Origin of the sequence: Kribbella italica (genome assembly GCF_014205135.1) — a bacterium.
Lineage (GTDB): Bacteria > Actinomycetota > Actinomycetes > Propionibacteriales > Kribbellaceae > Kribbella > Kribbella italica.
The window spans coordinates 2,248,117-2,262,630 of record NZ_JACHMY010000001.1; the positions used below are offsets into that span (position 1 = coordinate 2,248,117).

Sequence of the window (14,514 nt, forward strand, 5' to 3'; positions counted from 1 at the left end):
ATCGCGTTGCCGGTTGGGACGGCCTGCACGGGGTGGGCGGGACACGCTGCGACGGCGGACGGCAAGCGCGGCGGGTGGGCGTCCGTGGGGGCGGCCGGGGATTCTGGCCCTGTGTGACGGGGAGCTGAGCAGCGGGTGAACAGCGCTGGCCAGGGGCGAATTCAGGGCAGAGTCAGGGGTCACAGATCCCTGGAAAGGGCCTGTTCAGGACGTACATTTGGAACGTGGCCGAGCAGACCAGTCCGGACCGCACGGACGACAACATCACGCTGGACGCCCAGGACGATCGGTGGGAGTGGCGGCGGAAGATCCGTGCGAACCCGCGCAAGCACCTGATCTACCGGATCGGCGTGGGCGTGGTGGGTGGCATCTTGATCATCGCCGCGCCGTTGACCGGGTGGTTGCCCGGGCCGGGCGGGATCCCCTTGTTCATCGCGGGTCTGGCCGTGCTGGCCAGCGAGTTCGAGTGGGCCCAGCGGCTGCTCTACCGGGTGAAGGTGTGGGTCAAGGAGCTCACGACCTGGACCGGGAAGCAGCCGGCCTGGCTGAAGGCACTCGGCACAGTGGCGCTCTTCGTCTGCGTGCTCGTGGCCATCTGGCTCTACATGGCCGTGCTCGGCGTACCGGGCTGGCTGCCGGACTCGTGGGAGTCCTTCCTGCACACGCTTCCGCTGCTGAAGTAAGCGCTCAGCGCAGCAGCCACCGCCTGGTGAGTTCGAGCACGTCCTTGCGGCTGCGCCCGGGATGCTCAGCAGCGATCAGCGGGCTGCCGATCCGCAGCGAGAAGACCAACAGGCTGCGCACCTCGACATCCTCCTCGTCGGCGCAGAACTCGCCGAACAACGCCCGCAGGTAGTCCATCCGCCGGTTGTCGACCCGCTTGAGCTGTACGGCGACCTGCTGGTCGCGCCGCGCCCACTCGCGGATCGCCAGGTCGGCGGCCGCGCCGGTCATCAGGCCGTCGCCGGAGGCAACGAGTGTGAACAGCCGGTCCAGCTTCGCCCGGCCGTCACCACCGGCGGTCTCGACCTGGTCGATCAGCGCCTCGGTGGTCTCCCGTTCCCAGGTGTCCAGGATCTCCGCGAGCAGCACGTCCCGGTTCTTGAAGAACCCGTAGAACCCGCCCTTCGTCACGCCGAGCACCTGCGCCAACGGCTCGATCCGGACCGCCTCCGGCCCACCGGCCGACAGCATCCGCAGCCCTTCCTCGATCCACCGGCTGCGCGGCGTCCGGGTCACACCCATCCTTGTGGTTCCTCTCACTCGACCCCGATCTATACGCCACCGTACACATCGGTCTATCGTGCATGTATACGCCAGCGTATAGAAGGGACCGCAGACCATGAGACTTCCCGCCACCGCCCACACCGACCGCCCCTGGCGCATCCACGAGATCACGCCCGACTTCCAGCTCGAGGACGTCTGGGCCCTGCCCACCCCCGGCGGACCCGACGACTTCGACCGCCTGATGAGCCGCTTCACCACCGCCGACCCCGACGCCCCGGCTCTGATGTCCTCGACGATCGGCCGGTTCCTGATGGCACTGCGCTGGAAGCTCGGCACCCTCTTCGGCTGGGACCGCGACAAGGCCGGCCTCGGCACTCGCGTCCAGACCCTCCGCGACCGCCTCCCGAGCGACCTCCTCGAAGGCCCCCGAGGACCGGACCTCGACGGCGTCCCCTTCACCTCGGTGTTCCTCACCGACGACGAGTGGGCGGCCGAGATCGCCAACGGCACCGTCCACGCCGTCCTGCACCTCGGCTGGGTCGCCGACAGCACCGCCGACGGCGGCTACCGCGGCCAGATGGCCGTCCTGGTCAAACCCAACGGCAGACTCGGTACGGCGTACATGGCGCTGATCAAGCCGTTCCGCTATCTGTGGGTCTACCCCGACCTGCTCCGCACCATCGGCCGCGGCTGGGACGCCGGCCGCGGGAACGCCGCGTGGGTGAACCGCGCGCGGTAGCCCGAGGCCGTCAGCCCGTAGTGCAGCTTGAAGCGCCGCGCGAAGTAGTTCTGGTCCGGCCATCCCACCGACTCCGCGATCCGGCTGATCGAGTGGTCGGTGTGCAGCAGCAGGTCCGCGGCCAGCTCGACGCGGTGCCGTGACAGGTAGGCCATCGGCGGCAGCCCGGTCGACGACTTGAACAGCCGGACCAGGTACCCGGGCACCAGATGCAGCTCGTCGGCCAGCTCGGTCAGCGTCCACTGGTGCGCCGGCGCCGCCTCCAGCATCCGCATCGCCGTCAGGACGGCGGGATGGATCTGCGTCTCCCGCCCGACCACCCCCGTCGCCGCCACCGCCCGCGCCAGGCAGCTCAGGAACAGCGACAGCCGCCCGACGATGTCGCCCCGATGCAGGTGAACCGATTCATGTCGTAGCTCGCCGAGCCCCCGCAGATGCCCGATCGCCTCGGCCAGGGTGACCCCGTCCAGATGCGTCGTCAGGATGCCGCGGCGCTGCGCCGAGAACGGCCCGGTCCACAGCAGGAACCCGAGCAGCGGGTCCTCGCGCATCCAGGCCAGCTCGCGCTGGATCAGTTCGGCCGAGAAGCAGCAGTTGTAGAGCTCCAGGTCCGCGCAGCCGTCGTACGCGTGCCAGACGCCGGGCCGCAGCAGGATCACGTCGCCCACGTCGAGTTCCTGCCGCCCGGCCAGGCTTTCGTGGTACCCCGTGCCGCCGGTGATCACCGCGACCTCGAAGAAGCTGTGCGTGTGGACCGGGTGGCCGGTGGCGTGCACGTACGGCCCGGCGTACGCGACGGCGCCGTCGACGAAGTGCAGCAGCGTCCGGTTGTTACCGACCGGCGGATCCTCCATGCCTCAACCTAGGCGGCAAAGTGCGTTTTGTGCTAGGTCCGGTGCACTCCGTTCTATCGCCCGCGCGGCGACGGCCCCAAGATCGGACCTACCCAATGAATCGTTTCATCCCGCTAGGAGTGCCATGTCGCGATCCGCCGCACCGACACACCTTCGCTTCGACCACCACACCGCCACCAGCCCGGTCCTCGGGATCGGGACCGCCGCCCCCCGCTTGTCCTGGCAGACCCCGTCCGCCGACGCCGGCTGGGCGCAGACGGCGTACGAGCTGGAGATCGTCCGGGGCGACGCGGCCCCGCAGACCCATGTCGTCGAGTCGGCCGATCAGGTGCTGGTCGCGTGGCCCGGTGATCCGCTCGCGTCGCGCGAGCAGGCGACCGTCCGGGTCCGGGTGCGCGGCGTCGAGTGGAGCGAGTGGAGCGACCCGGCCGTCGTCGAGGCCGGACTGCTCAGCACCGACGACTGGTCCGCGCGCTTCGTCACGCCGCGCGAGATCGGCGGCCAGGACTCCCCCGCTCCCCTGCTGAACGGCGAGTTCGAGCTACCGGACGGCATCGTCAAGGCGCGGCTCTACGCCACGGCCCACGGCACCTACGTGCCGACCCTCAACGGCCGGCGCGTCGGCGATCACGAGCTGGCGCCGGGCTGGACGGCGTACCAGTTCCGCCTGCGCTACCAGACCTACGACGTCACCGACCTCGTCCGGTCGGGCGCGAACCAGCTCGAGTTCCTGCTCGGCAACGGCTGGTACCGCGGCCGGCTCGGCTTCAAGGACCAGCGAGCCCTGTACGGCGACCGCCTGGCCGTCCTCGCGCAGCTCGAGGTGACGACCGCCTCCGGTGAGGTCGTGGTGGTCGGGTCGGACGGCGAGTGGACCGCGCGGGAGAGCGCGATCACCGCCGACGACATCTACGACGGCCAGTCGACCGACCTTCGTCTGACGTCCCCCGCAGCGACTCCGGTCGACGTGCTCGACGCCGATCTCGGGCTCCTGGTGGCGCCCGACGGTCCGCCGGTCCGGATCACCGATGTGTTGCCGGCCAAGGAACTGACGACCTCGCCCGCGGGCAAGCTCCTGGTGGACTTCGGGCAGAACGTCGTCGGCCGGGTCCGGCTCACGGTCCGCGGCGGCGCGGCCGGCGACGAGATCGTGCTGCGCCACGCCGAGGTGCTGGACGAGGGCGAGCTCGGCGTCCGCCCGTTGCGGACGGCGAAGGCGACCGACACCTACGTGCTGGCCGGGCCCGACGAGGTGACGCTCGAGTCGGAGCTGACCTTCCACGGCTTCCGGTATGCCGAGGTGACCGGCGTCGGCAATCTCGCGGCCGAGGACATCGAAGCAGTCGTGCTCGGCTCCGACCTGACCCGGACCGGCTGGTTCGAGTCGTCGAACGAAACCCTCGACCGGTTCCACGAGAACGTCGTGTGGGGCATGCGCGGCAACTTCCTCGACGTACCGACCGACTGCCCGCAGCGCGACGAGCGGCTCGGCTGGACCGGCGACATCCAAGTGTTCTCGCCGTCGGCGAGCTTCCTGTTCGACAGCGCCGGGTTCCTCACCAACTGGCTGGCCGACCTGGCCGCCGAGCAGCACAAGGACGGGTCGGTGCCGTACGTCATCCCGGACGTGCTGCGCGATCCGGGTCCGGCGACGGCGGCCTGGGGTGACGCGGCAACGATCGTGCCCTGGGTCGTGTACGAGCGGACCGGCGACTCGGCTCTGCTCGCCCGCCAGCTGCCGAGCATGAAGGCCTGGGTCGACCGGATGGTCGATCTGGCCGGCGAGAACCTGCTGTGGTCCGGTGGGTTCCAGTTCGGCGACTGGCTCGACCCGACCGCGCCGCCGGACAACGCCGCCGCGGCCAAGGCCGACCCGGACGTGATCGCGACCGCGCACCTGGCCCGGTCCGCCGACGTCGTGGCCCGGGCGGCCGAGGTGGTCGGCGACGCGGACCTCGCTCGCGAGTACGGCGAATTGGCAGCCGGCGTCCGGCGAGCGTTCGCGGCGGAGTACACGACCGAGGGCGGCCGGGTGCTGAGCGACGCCCCGACGACGTACGCGCTGGCGCTGCAGTGGGCCCTGCTGCCGACCGGCGAACAGCGTCAAGGTGCCGCCGAGCGGCTCGCCGACCTGGTCCGCGCCTCGGGCTTCCGGATCAGCACCGGTTTCGTCGGGACCCCGTTGATCGCCGACGCGCTGGCCGATACCGGACACTCCGACCTCGCGTACCGGCTCCTGATGCAGACAGGCTGCCCGTCCTGGCTGTACGCAGTGACCATGGGCGCGACGACGGTGTGGGAACGCTGGGACAGCATGCTCCCGGACGGCAGCATCAACCCGGGCCAGATGACGTCGTTCAACCACTACGCCCTCGGCGCGGTCGCCGACTGGATGCACCGCCGGGTGGCCGGGCTCGCGCCGGGCGATCCGGGGTACCGCACGATCGTCGTCGACCCGTTGCCGACGGCAGGGCTCACCAAGGCGTCCGCGCGGCACCTCACGCCGTACGGCGAAGCGTCGGTCGCGTGGAACCGCGCCGACGGGCAGTTCCGGCTCAGTGTCACCGTGCCGGTCGGGTCGACGGCAACGGTTCGGGTGCCGGGGGCAACTGACGCGGTCAGCGTCGGGCACGGCACGCACGAGTGGACCGCCGACGACCCGTACGCCGAAGCACCGCCACTGCCGGCCGACGCCACCATCCGGCAGCTGATGGATCACGAGGCCAGCTGGGACTCGCTGGTGGCCGTCGCCATCGAGAAGGAGGTCGTCACCGACGACGCCGTACTGGCCGCCCGGCTCACCCGCTACCTCGACCAGCCCGCCACCCAGTTGACGAGCGTCGCCGGGGCGCGGGCCTTCTCACCCTCGGCCGAGGCGTTGCAGGCCGAGCTGGATCGTCTGCTCAACCGCTGATGAACATCCCCTGGAGGTCAATGATGACATTCCGCCGACGCACCTCAGGACTGGCCTTGGTCGCGGCCTGCTCACTCGCCCTGACCGCCTGCAGCGCGGGCAGCCTCGGCTCCAGCGACGACACGGGCGGCTCGGGCTCGGTCTCCATCACCTACCTGGCGGGCAACCAGGAGCAGGACGTCAAGGAGGCCCAGCAGCTGATCAAGGACTTCAACGCGAAGAACCCGGACGTCACGGTCAAGCTGGAGAGCCGCCCGGGCGGCACCGAGGGCGACAACATCGTCAAGACCCGGCTGTCCACCGGCGACATGAGCGACGTGTTCAGCTACAACACCGGCTCGCTGTTCCAGGCGATCGCGCCGCAGAAGAACCTCGTCCCGATCAGCGACCAGCCCTACATCGGTGACGTCGACGAGAACTTCAAGAAGACCGTCACCGCCGACGGCCAGGTCTACGGCGCACCGGCCGGCGGGTTCATGGGCGGCGCGGTGCTCTACAACATCCCGATCTACACCCGGCTCGGGCTGAAGGTGCCGAAGACCTGGGCCGAGTTCATGGCCAACAACGCCAAGATCAAGGCCGCCGGGATCGCGCCGGTGATCCAGACCTACGGCGAGACCTGGACCTCGCAACTGTTCGTGCTCGGCGACTTCCACAACGTCGCGGCCGCCGAGACCGACTTCGCCGACAAGTACACGCAGAACCAGGCCAAGTACGCCAGCTCCGCGGCGGCCAAGAAGGGGTTCGAGCACACCCAGCAGGTGCACGACGCCGGGTACCAGAACACCGACTTCGCCTCGGCCAAGCTGCCCGACGGGCTCCGGATGCTGGCCCAGGGCAAGGGCGCGCACTACCCGATCCTGACCGGCGTGGTGAACGACATGGTCGACACCTACCCGGCCGGGGCCAAGGACGTCGGACTGTTCGCGTTGCCTGGTGACAACGCGAGCACCAACGGCCTGACGGTGTGGACGCCGAACGGCGTCTACATCCCGAACACCACCACCGGCGAGAAGCTGGACGCGGCGAAGAAGTTCCTCGCGTTCGTCGCCAGCCCGGACGGGTGCGCGTCGCTGGCCAAGGCCGGCGTACCGACCGGTCCGTACGCGATCAAGGGGTGCACGCTGCCGGCCGACGTACCGCAGTCGATCAAGGACATGCAGCCGTACCTGGACAAGGAGGGCGGATCGAGCCTGGCGCTGGAGTTCCTGTCGCCGGTCAAGGGCCCGTCGCTGGAGCAGATCACCGTCGAGGTCGGCTCGGGCATCCGCAAGGCGCAGGACGGCGCCGCCCGGTACGACGAGGACGTCAAGAAGCAGGCCCAGCAGCTCGGACTGGCTGGCTGGTGATTGCCGGTGGCAACCACCTCGGTCAAGCCGCGCTCGCGTAGCGCAGCGTCCCCGGCCGCTTCGGCGGCCGGGGGGAAGGTCTACTCGCCGTACTCGAACTGGTTCTACCTGCCGGCGGCCGTGATCTACGGCGTGCTGTTCGTGGTCCCGACCTTCGCGTCGCTCTACTTCAGCCTGACCCGCTGGAGCCTGTTCGAGTCGAAGTTCATCGGGCTGGAGAACTTCCAGCTGTTCTTCCAGGAGCCGCAGCTGATCAAGGGCTTCACCAACACGCTGATCTTCGCCGTCGTGACGTCCGGGTCGAAGGTGGTGCTCGGGCTGCTGCTCGCCGTCCTGCTGACCTCGCGCATCATCGGGCGGGGCTACCTGCGGTCGGTGGTGTTCTTCCCGGTGCTGGTCAGCACGATCGGTGTCGGGCTCACCTTCACCGTCCTGATGAACCCCGAGCGCGGCCTGATCAACGGCGCGCTCGAGGTGATCGGCATCAACGGCCCCGGCTGGCTGACCGACCCGAAGTGGGCGCTGCTGTCGGTCGCGCTGGTCGACATCTGGAAGGGCGTCGGGCTCGCGACGCTGATCTACATCGCGGGCATCGTGTCGATCCCGCGGGAGTACATGGAGGCCGCGCGGGTCGACGGCGCCGGGTCGTTCGAGACCTTCCGGCGGATCGTGCTGCCGCTGTCCCGGCCGGCCACGGTGACCGTGATCATCTTGTCGCTGATCGGCGGGCTGCGGTCGTTCGACCTGATCTGGGCGATGACGCGGGGCGGACCGGGGTTCACCTCGGACGTGATCGCGTCGGTGATCTACAAGCAGTACCAGGCCGGGTTCTACGGGCTGTCGACGGCGGGCAACGTCGTGCTGTTCGTCGTGGTCACCGCGGTGGTGCTGCCGCTGTTCTGGTTCCTCAACCGGAAGGAGGTGGAGCTGTGAGTACGGCGGAGCTCGTCAACCACAAGCCGGGCCGCAACTACCTGCTCAGCGCGGTCGCGATCGTCGCGTCGTTCGTGGTGTTCGTGATCCCGTTCGTCTTCATCGTGCTGACCGCGGTCAAGGACCGGCAGCAGGCCTCGCTGCTGGACTTCTCCTGGCCGCACCAGTTCCAGTTCGTGGAGAACTTCGTCGCGGTGGTCAAGGCACGCGACTACATGCTGGTGATCGCGTTCATCAACTCGACGGTGCTGACGGCGGTCAGCGTCACCGGGATGGTGGTGCTCGCGGCGATGGTCGGGTTCGTGCTGCAGCGGCGGCGGTCGCGGTGGAACCCGTTCATCAACTTCATCGTGCTGTCGGGACTGATCATCCCGCCGGCCGTCGTACCGACGATCTGGGTGCTGCAGGGGCTGCAGCTGTTCCGGACGATGACCGGGCTGATCCTGATCGAGATCGCGTTCGGGCTGTCGTTCTGCATCCTGCTGTTCCGGGCGTTCGTCGCGACCATCCCTCGGGAGTTGGACGAGGCGGCGGTGATCGACGGGGCCGGTCCGCTGCGGCTGTTCTTCCGGGTGATCTTCCCGCTGCTGCGGTCGGTGATCGTGACGGTGGTCGTCGTGCAGTCGGTGAACGTGTTCAACGACTTCGTGAACCCGCTCTACTTCCTGCCCGGCGACCAGAACGCCACCGTGCAGCTGACGCTGTTCAACTTCCAGAGTCAGTTCAACACGCAGTACAACCTGCTGTTCATGAACATCCTGCTGATCACCGTGCCGCCGCTGATCATGTTCCTGTTCTTCAACCGCCAGATCGTCGCCGGGATGACCTCGGGGGCGGTGAAGGGCTAGGCGGGCTTGCGGTAGATGAGGAACGCCTGGTCCGTCTTCTCGGGGGCGATCGCCGGGCGGGTCAGCCGGGTGACCTCTTCGAAGCCGGCCGCGACCAGCAGTTCGTGGATCGCGGCCGGCTCGTAGGCGTAGACGTCGAGCTCGATCGGGTGGCCGTAGCCCTCGGTCAGGTGGTAGGTGCCGGTGCCTGCCTTGAAGCCGTAGAGGAACAGGCCGCCGGGTGTGAGGACGCGGTGGATCTCGGCGAACGCCGTCGGCAGGTCCTCGGCCGGGGTGTGCACGAGCGAGTAGAACGCGAGCGCGCCGGCGAGCCCGTTGTCCGGGAGCGGGAGGTCGAGCAGGGAGCCGACCTCGAAGCGCAGGTCGGCGTACTCCTGGCGTGCGAAGTCGACCATCGCCGGGGACAGATCCATCCCGAAGGCGTCCATGCCGAGCTCCGCCAGGTACGCCGTGACGTGGCCGGGGCCGCAGCCCAGGTCGCCCACCGGGCCGGCGTCACCGGCGGCCAGCAGGTCGCCGTACAGGCCGAGGATCGCGCGGTGGTACGGGTCGTCGAACCGAGGGGCGACGAGCTGGTGGTAGTCGGCGGCGACGGTGTTGTAGGAGTTCCGGGTGCTCTCCAGGTACGAGGTCATAGCCGAGCAGGTTAGTCATCGCCACCGACAATTCCCGCCCGCGCCGCCTGCGGCGGCGCGGGCGGGAATTGGAGGGGAGGGCGGAGCGCGACCCCGCCTTCCCTCCCCGCCGGTGCGCCGCCGCAGGCGGCGCACCGGCGGGTTCAGACTCCGTCGTAGTAGCGCTCGATCGCCTCGTAGTCGACTGAGCTGTCAGGCTTCATGCCGAGGGCCTCGTACTTCTTGCGGCGGGCGCGCATGTCGGCGAGCAGGATCGCGCGGGCGTGTACGGCGACCTCCTCGGCGACGTCCGCCGGTACGACGATGATGCCGTCGTCGTCACAGCCGATCAGGTCGCCGGGGCTCACCTGCGTCCCGCCGCAGGCGATCGTCGCCTGGGTCTCGACCACCTTGATCCGGCCCGGGATGATCGTCCGGCCCCGAGCGCGGGAGGCGATCGGCGTCCGCTGGGCGACGATCTCGGCGGTGTCGCGGCAGTACCCGTCGGTGACGATCCCGGCCGCGCCGTTCTGCACCGCGCCCATCCCGTTCTCCGAGCCCCAGAAGCCGACCTCCTTGCCGCCGCCGGCGTCCATCACCACCACGTGCCCCGGCGCGAGATCACCGGGCAGCTTCACGTTGCCGGTCTCCTCGAACCAGATCCGGTGCGCCTCGACGATGTCCTGGGTGCTGTCGAGCTTCCACATCGGCCGGTTCGACGGCACCGCGCGAATCGTTGCCGCCGGCCCCCAGAACTTCATCCCCAGCCACAGCGGGCGCACGTCGGGCGACATCAGCCCGATGTCGAAGTACCCGATCCCGTCGAGCGCGTCGGCGACGTCCACCACCCGCAGGTGCTGGTACAAGCTGCTCAGATCGTTGGCGTTGGCAGTGGCAGTCATGCGCAGACCCTTCAGTTGATCCGGTAGTAGTCAGCGGCCGTGCCTCCGAGCACGGCCGCAAGTTCGTCCCCGTCCCCCAGCACGTCCGCGAGCGCCGCCCGCAGGTGCCCCCACGCTTCGCCGTACGACGCCCGCAGCAACACCACGGGCCAGTTGCTCGCCACCATCAGCCGCTCGGCGCCGAAGCACTCCACCACCCACGCGAGATATCTCCGGAGCTCCGGCCACGCGGTGAGCTCGGTCAGCAGATCGATCCCCAACGAAACCTTCATCCCCACCCGAGGACACCCCGCCAACTCCCGCACCAGCCCCGCCCACGGCTCCCATCCCCCGCTGTCCACCGGAGGCCGCGCCAGGTGATCCACCACAATCCGCAACTCCGGTACGGCGTCCGCCAACCCGAGCACCGCCTTGGTCTGCGCGGCGGTCACCGGCACCACATCCCACGCAATCCCCGCAGCAGCCAACTCACGAAACAGCCCGACCGAGTCGGGCAACCACTCCAACGGATCCCGCCCGACAAGACACCGCACACCACTGAATTTCTCCAGCCCACCAATGCGGTCGATCTCCCGCCGTGCCGCCTTCGGGTCGGCCAGCGGCAGCCAGCCGACGACCGCGCCTACGTACGACGCTTCGGCGTACTGCAGCAGCCTGTCGTTCTCGGTGGGTTCGTCGACCGACTGGATGAGGACTGTGCGGTCTACACCTGTGCGGGCCAGCTCGGTGGCCAGGTCCTCCGGGGTGTAGTCGCGGGCGATCGCGCCGTGGCGGTGGTCTCGCCACGGTTGTTCCTGGGCGGCTACCCGCCAGAAGTGGTGGTGGGCGTCGACGATCATCGGCCCTCCCACTCGATGTCCTCGTGGGCCAGGAAGGCCTTGACGCCGGCCTGGAAGTCTCGGCTGGCGTAGACCTCCGCCAGTACGTCCTCGCCGTCGACGAAGGCTCCGTCGCGGAGGATGCGGCGGTCGAACTCCTTCATCGAGGCCAGCGTCAGCGGTGCGTTGGCGCAGATCACCGCGAGGAGCTGCTCGACCCGCTCGTCCAGGTCCTCGCGCTCGATCACCTCCGTGACGAAGCCTGCGATCGCCGCCTCCGAGGACGGCATCAGGCCCGCGGTCAGCAGGAGAGCCATCGTCCGGCCAGCACCAAGGCGTTGCTGGAGGCGGGCGATGACCAGGGGCGGGAGGGTGTTGCCGAGCGTGCGGGCGACGGGGGCGCCGAAGACCGCGTCCGGGGTGGCGACGACCAGGTCGCAGCAGGCGGCCAGTGCCAGGCCGGCACCGACGGCCGGCCCCTGGACCACCCCAACCACCGGCACGCGGACCCGCAACAAGCTCGTCAGCACCGCGGCGATCCGCCGCTCGTACTCGACCCCCTGCTCCCCCGTCGTGAAGTCCGCGAACTGCCGGATGTCCGTCCCCGCCGCGAACGCCTTCCCGCCGGCGCCCCGCAGTACGACGACCCGAATCCCCCGGTCCTCAGCCACCAGTGCCTCGACCGAAGACAGTCCGTCGTACATCGGCCAAGTGATCGCATTACGCCGTTCAGGATTGGACAGAGTCAGCCGAAGAATCGCGCCGTCGCGCTCGATCTCGAGCCCGCTCACTCGCCCAGCACCTCCTCCGTGTGCTCGCCGAGCAACGGTGGATGCCGTCGGATCCGCACCGGCGTCCCACTCAGATGAACCGGCGACCCCAGCACCCGCACCTTCCCCTCCACCGGGTGATCGATCTCCTGCACCATCCCCCGAGCCCGCACGTGCGGATCCTCGTCGAGCACATACGCGTAGTCCCGGATCGGCCCGGCCGGCACCCCGGCCGCCAGCAGCAGCGCGACCCATTCATCGGTCGTCGCGGCGGCCAGCCGATCCTCCAGTACGCCGGCCAGCTCGTCGCGGTGAGCCATCCGGTCGGTGTTCGTCAGGAAGCGTGAGTCGGTGAGCAAGTCGGTGACCTCCAGAGCGGTACAGAGTCGTTGCCAAAGGCGCTCGTTGTTCGCCCCCAGCGTGAGGTGACCGTCCTTCGTCCGCAACGCCTGGTACGGCGCCGACATCCGGTTCGCCGACCCGAGCGGCTGCGGCACCTGCCCCGTCGCCCAGTACTCCGTCGACTCCCACACCGACATCGCCAGCGCCGCCTCGAACAGCGACGTCTCGACGTACTGCCCGACGCCCGTCCGCTCCCGCGCGTGCACGGCCGAGACGATCCCGAAGGCGCAGAACAGCCCGGCGCCGAGATCCCCGACCGGTAGCCCCGACTTCATCGGCTCGCCGCCCGGTGCGCCGGTGATGCTCATCACGCCCGACATCGCCTGCGCGATCAGGTCGTAGCCCGGCCGGTCGGCGTACGGGCCGGTCTGGCCGAAGCCGGAGACGCTGGCGTAGATCAGTCGCGGGTTGAGGGCGGCGAGCGTCGGGTAGTCCACCCCCAGCCGCTCGGTCACGCCCGGCCGGAAGTTCTCCACCACCACATCCGCGCTCAGCACCAGCCGCCGGAATGACGCGAGATCGCCGGCCGCCTTCAGATCCAGTACGACGCTGCGCTTGTTCCGGTTCAGCGCGAGGAACGCCCGGCTGTCTTCGCCGTGCACCGAGTAGCCCCACGACCGCCGGGTCTGGTCACCCGCCGCGGGGTTCTCGATCTTGATCACGTCGGCGCCGAGATCGGCCAGCAGCATCGTGCAGAACGGCCCGGCCATCACCTGGGTGAGATCGAGCACCCGCAACCCGTGGAGCGCCCCCGGCGGCCCGAGCGCAGCAGCGCCCGCCGGACCGGCATCCCCCGTCGTGTCCGTCATCAGCCGCCCAGTCCGGCGTTCGCCTCGGTGAAGAACGAGTCCGCCGCCTGCTGCACGGTCTTCTTGCCGAAGGCAATCTCCTCGTACGCCCGCGTGTACGCCGACTCGAACGTCGCCTGGTAGCCCGGCGGGTACAAGATCGTCGGCGGCTTCTTCGCCACGATCTCGGCGTACAGCTCCAGCTCGTGCTTCTTCAGCGCCGTCAGCGCCGGGTCGTCGATCTGGGCCTGCAGCACCTTCTGGTTCGTGGCCGCGCCGTTGTCGGACTTGAACGACTTGCCGGCCTCCAGGTCGTTGGTGAAGAAGTCGATGAACGCCGCCGCGGTCGGCACGTTGTCGCAGTTCGTCGGGATCGCGAAGCCCGAGGTGAAGATCGCGTTGCCCGATCCACTCGGCCCGGACGGCATCGGCAGCGTCGTCAGCTTCTGCCCGCCGGCCTTCCCGGCGAGCGTCGCCGAGGCCGGGGTCAGCGCGTTGCCGGGCATGCTGTCGGTCATCACCCGGCCCTGCGCGATGAAGTTCTGCTCGGCGCCCTCGGGCTCGTCGGCCTGCGCGTCGGCGCCCATCGTGACGCCGTCCTTGCGCAGCTTCTCCCACATCTCCCAGTACTCGACGAGCGACTCCTTGGTGAAGCCGAGCTTGCCGTCGTCGGTGAAGAGCTGCTTGCCGTTGGCCAGCTGGTACGCGATGAAGTAGTTCGGTACGCCGCCACGCGACCCCGAGGTGAAGACGCCCCCGGGCAGCTTGCCCTTGGCCGAGGCGATCCAGTCGGTGTACTTCTTCCAGTCGTAGCCGTCGGGAGGCAGCCCGATCCCGGCCTGCTGGGCGAGCGTCTCGTTCACCCCGACCGCGTCGTACGCCGCGCCGTACGGCAGGAAGTAGAGCTTGCCGTCCGGTCCGCGCCCGGTGTCGACGACCTCCTTCGGGATGTCGTCGACCTTGATCGCACCCGACTCGATCATCGGGTCGAGCGGGAGCAGCACCTTGCGCTTGGTGTAGTCGTTCAGCTGGCGGCCCTGGAGCTGCATCACGCACGGCAGCGTCTTGCTGGAGGCCTGGATGTTCAGCTTGTTGAAGTAGTTGCCGAAGTCGGCGTTCTGCCGGTCGATCGTCACGCCCGCATGCGCCTTGATGAACATGTCGGCCACCGCGTTGGTCTTGGCCGCCCGGTTCGCGCCGCCCCAGAAGGTGAGCTGCAGGCTGCCCGTGATGTCACCCTTGCCGTCCTGTCCTGGAGTGTCCCCGCCGGCGGTGTCGCCGACCGACGTACCGTTGCATCCGGCAACCACCAGGAGCGCGGCCGTGGCGAGCGCCGCCGTACGAGTGCGTTTCATC

Annotated in this window: 14 protein-coding genes; 6 read left to right on the forward strand and 8 right to left on the reverse strand. The window is 69.2% G+C overall.

What is annotated here, in order from left to right:
• Positions 1-224: 224 nt before the first annotated feature.
• On the forward strand, positions 225-683 hold the full coding sequence (locus HDA39_RS10540; RefSeq protein ID WP_337925700.1) for a PGPGW domain-containing protein: 459 nt from the start codon (positions 225-227) through the stop codon (positions 681-683).
• 4 nt (positions 684-687) lie between these two features.
• On the opposite strand, the gene HDA39_RS10545 is transcribed toward HDA39_RS10540, so the two are convergent.
• Positions 688-1,245, reverse strand: a complete 558-nt coding sequence (locus HDA39_RS10545; RefSeq protein ID WP_184795043.1) for a TetR/AcrR family transcriptional regulator — start codon at positions 1,243-1,245, stop codon at positions 688-690.
• Positions 1,246-1,342: 97 nt separating this feature from the next.
• Here HDA39_RS10545 and HDA39_RS10550 point away from each other — a divergent pair, with 97 nt between their 5' ends.
• The gene (locus HDA39_RS10550; protein ID WP_184795044.1) at positions 1,343-1,966 is read left to right on the forward strand and encodes a DUF2867 domain-containing protein; all 624 of its coding nucleotides are present in this window, start codon (positions 1,343-1,345) and stop codon (positions 1,964-1,966) included.
• Here HDA39_RS10550 and HDA39_RS10555 read toward each other — a convergent pair.
• Entirely contained in the window at positions 1,885-2,820 is a 936-nt protein-coding gene (locus HDA39_RS10555; RefSeq protein WP_184795045.1) for a helix-turn-helix transcriptional regulator, read from the reverse strand. The two genes, HDA39_RS10550 and HDA39_RS10555, sit on opposite strands and share 82 nt — an antisense overlap.
• Before the next feature lie 124 nt (positions 2,821-2,944).
• On the opposite strand from HDA39_RS10555, the gene HDA39_RS10560 reads away from it, so the two are divergent.
• From HDA39_RS10560 to HDA39_RS10575, 4 genes are read left to right on the forward strand one after another with little or no spacing between them, the layout of a single operon-like run.
• Entirely contained in the window at positions 2,945-5,734 is a 2,790-nt protein-coding gene (locus tag HDA39_RS10560) for a family 78 glycoside hydrolase catalytic domain (protein WP_184795046.1), read from the forward strand.
• A 23-nt stretch (positions 5,735-5,757) separates the two neighbouring features.
• A complete protein-coding gene (locus HDA39_RS10565) occupies positions 5,758-7,083 on the forward strand; it encodes an ABC transporter substrate-binding protein (protein WP_184795047.1) in 1,326 nt (441 codons plus the stop codon).
• Between the two features lie 6 nt (positions 7,084-7,089).
• Positions 7,090-8,016 carry an ABC transporter permease subunit gene (locus HDA39_RS10570; protein WP_184795048.1) on the forward strand — a complete coding sequence of 309 codons (927 nt, stop codon included), beginning with the start codon at positions 7,090-7,092 and terminating at the stop codon, positions 8,014-8,016.
• Complete coding sequence (locus HDA39_RS10575) at positions 8,013-8,864, forward strand: ABC transporter permease subunit (protein ID WP_184795049.1); 852 nt, start codon at positions 8,013-8,015, stop codon at positions 8,862-8,864. Before HDA39_RS10570 ends, HDA39_RS10575 begins: the two co-directional genes overlap by 4 nt.
• On the opposite strand, the gene HDA39_RS10580 is transcribed toward HDA39_RS10575, so the two are convergent.
• The 6 genes from HDA39_RS10580 to HDA39_RS10605 all read right to left on the reverse strand — a co-directional run bounded on the left by HDA39_RS10580 (position 8,861) and on the right by HDA39_RS10605 (position 14,513).
• The gene (locus HDA39_RS10580) at positions 8,861-9,499 is read right to left on the reverse strand and encodes a class I SAM-dependent methyltransferase (protein ID WP_184795050.1); all 639 of its coding nucleotides are present in this window, start codon (positions 9,497-9,499) and stop codon (positions 8,861-8,863) included. The two genes, HDA39_RS10575 and HDA39_RS10580, sit on opposite strands and share 4 nt — an antisense overlap.
• A 143-nt stretch (positions 9,500-9,642) precedes the next feature.
• Positions 9,643-10,380 (reverse strand): RraA family protein, encoded by a 738-nt coding sequence (locus HDA39_RS10585; RefSeq protein ID WP_184795051.1) that lies wholly within the window; start codon positions 10,378-10,380, stop codon positions 9,643-9,645.
• Positions 10,381-10,391: 11 nt separating this feature from the next.
• A complete protein-coding gene (locus HDA39_RS10590) occupies positions 10,392-11,219 on the reverse strand; it encodes an amidohydrolase family protein (protein ID WP_184795052.1) in 828 nt (275 codons plus the stop codon).
• Entirely contained in the window at positions 11,216-11,989 is a 774-nt protein-coding gene (locus tag HDA39_RS10595) for an enoyl-CoA hydratase (protein WP_184795053.1), read from the reverse strand. The genes HDA39_RS10590 and HDA39_RS10595 overlap by 4 nt, the downstream gene beginning before the upstream one ends.
• A complete protein-coding gene (locus HDA39_RS10600) occupies positions 11,986-13,179 on the reverse strand; it encodes a CaiB/BaiF CoA transferase family protein (RefSeq protein WP_184795054.1) in 1,194 nt (397 codons plus the stop codon). The genes HDA39_RS10595 and HDA39_RS10600 overlap by 4 nt, the downstream gene beginning before the upstream one ends.
• Complete coding sequence (locus HDA39_RS10605; RefSeq protein WP_184795055.1) at positions 13,179-14,513, reverse strand: ABC transporter substrate-binding protein; 1,335 nt, start codon at positions 14,511-14,513, stop codon at positions 13,179-13,181. Before HDA39_RS10605 ends, HDA39_RS10600 begins: the two co-directional genes overlap by 1 nt.
• Position 14,514: the final 1 nt, after the last annotated feature.

What these genes read in the sequence shown, in the direction of transcription:
- HDA39_RS10545 (WP_184795043.1), bottom strand. Translation starts at nt 1,245, where the DNA reads ATGGGTGTGACCCGGACGCCGCGCAGCCGGTGGATCGAGGAAGGGCTG.
- HDA39_RS10550 (WP_184795044.1), top strand. Translation starts at nt 1,343, where the DNA reads ATGAGACTTCCCGCCACCGCCCACACCGACCGCCCCTGGCGCATCCAC.
- HDA39_RS10555 (WP_184795045.1), bottom strand. Translation starts at nt 2,820, where the DNA reads ATGGAGGATCCGCCGGTCGGTAACAACCGGACGCTGCTGCACTTCGTC.
- HDA39_RS10560 (WP_184795046.1), top strand. Translation starts at nt 2,945, where the DNA reads ATGTCGCGATCCGCCGCACCGACACACCTTCGCTTCGACCACCACACC.
- HDA39_RS10565 (WP_184795047.1), top strand. Translation starts at nt 5,758, where the DNA reads ATGACATTCCGCCGACGCACCTCAGGACTGGCCTTGGTCGCGGCCTGC.
- HDA39_RS10580 (WP_184795050.1), bottom strand. Translation starts at nt 9,499, where the DNA reads ATGACCTCGTACCTGGAGAGCACCCGGAACTCCTACAACACCGTCGCC.
- HDA39_RS10585 (WP_184795051.1), bottom strand. Translation starts at nt 10,380, where the DNA reads ATGACTGCCACTGCCAACGCCAACGATCTGAGCAGCTTGTACCAGCAC.
- HDA39_RS10590 (WP_184795052.1), bottom strand. Translation starts at nt 11,219, where the DNA reads ATGATCGTCGACGCCCACCACCACTTCTGGCGGGTAGCCGCCCAGGAA.
- HDA39_RS10600 (WP_184795054.1), bottom strand. Translation starts at nt 13,179, where the DNA reads ATGACGGACACGACGGGGGATGCCGGTCCGGCGGGCGCTGCTGCGCTC.
- HDA39_RS10605 (WP_184795055.1), bottom strand. Translation starts at nt 14,513, where the DNA reads ATGAAACGCACTCGTACGGCGGCGCTCGCCACGGCCGCGCTCCTGGTG.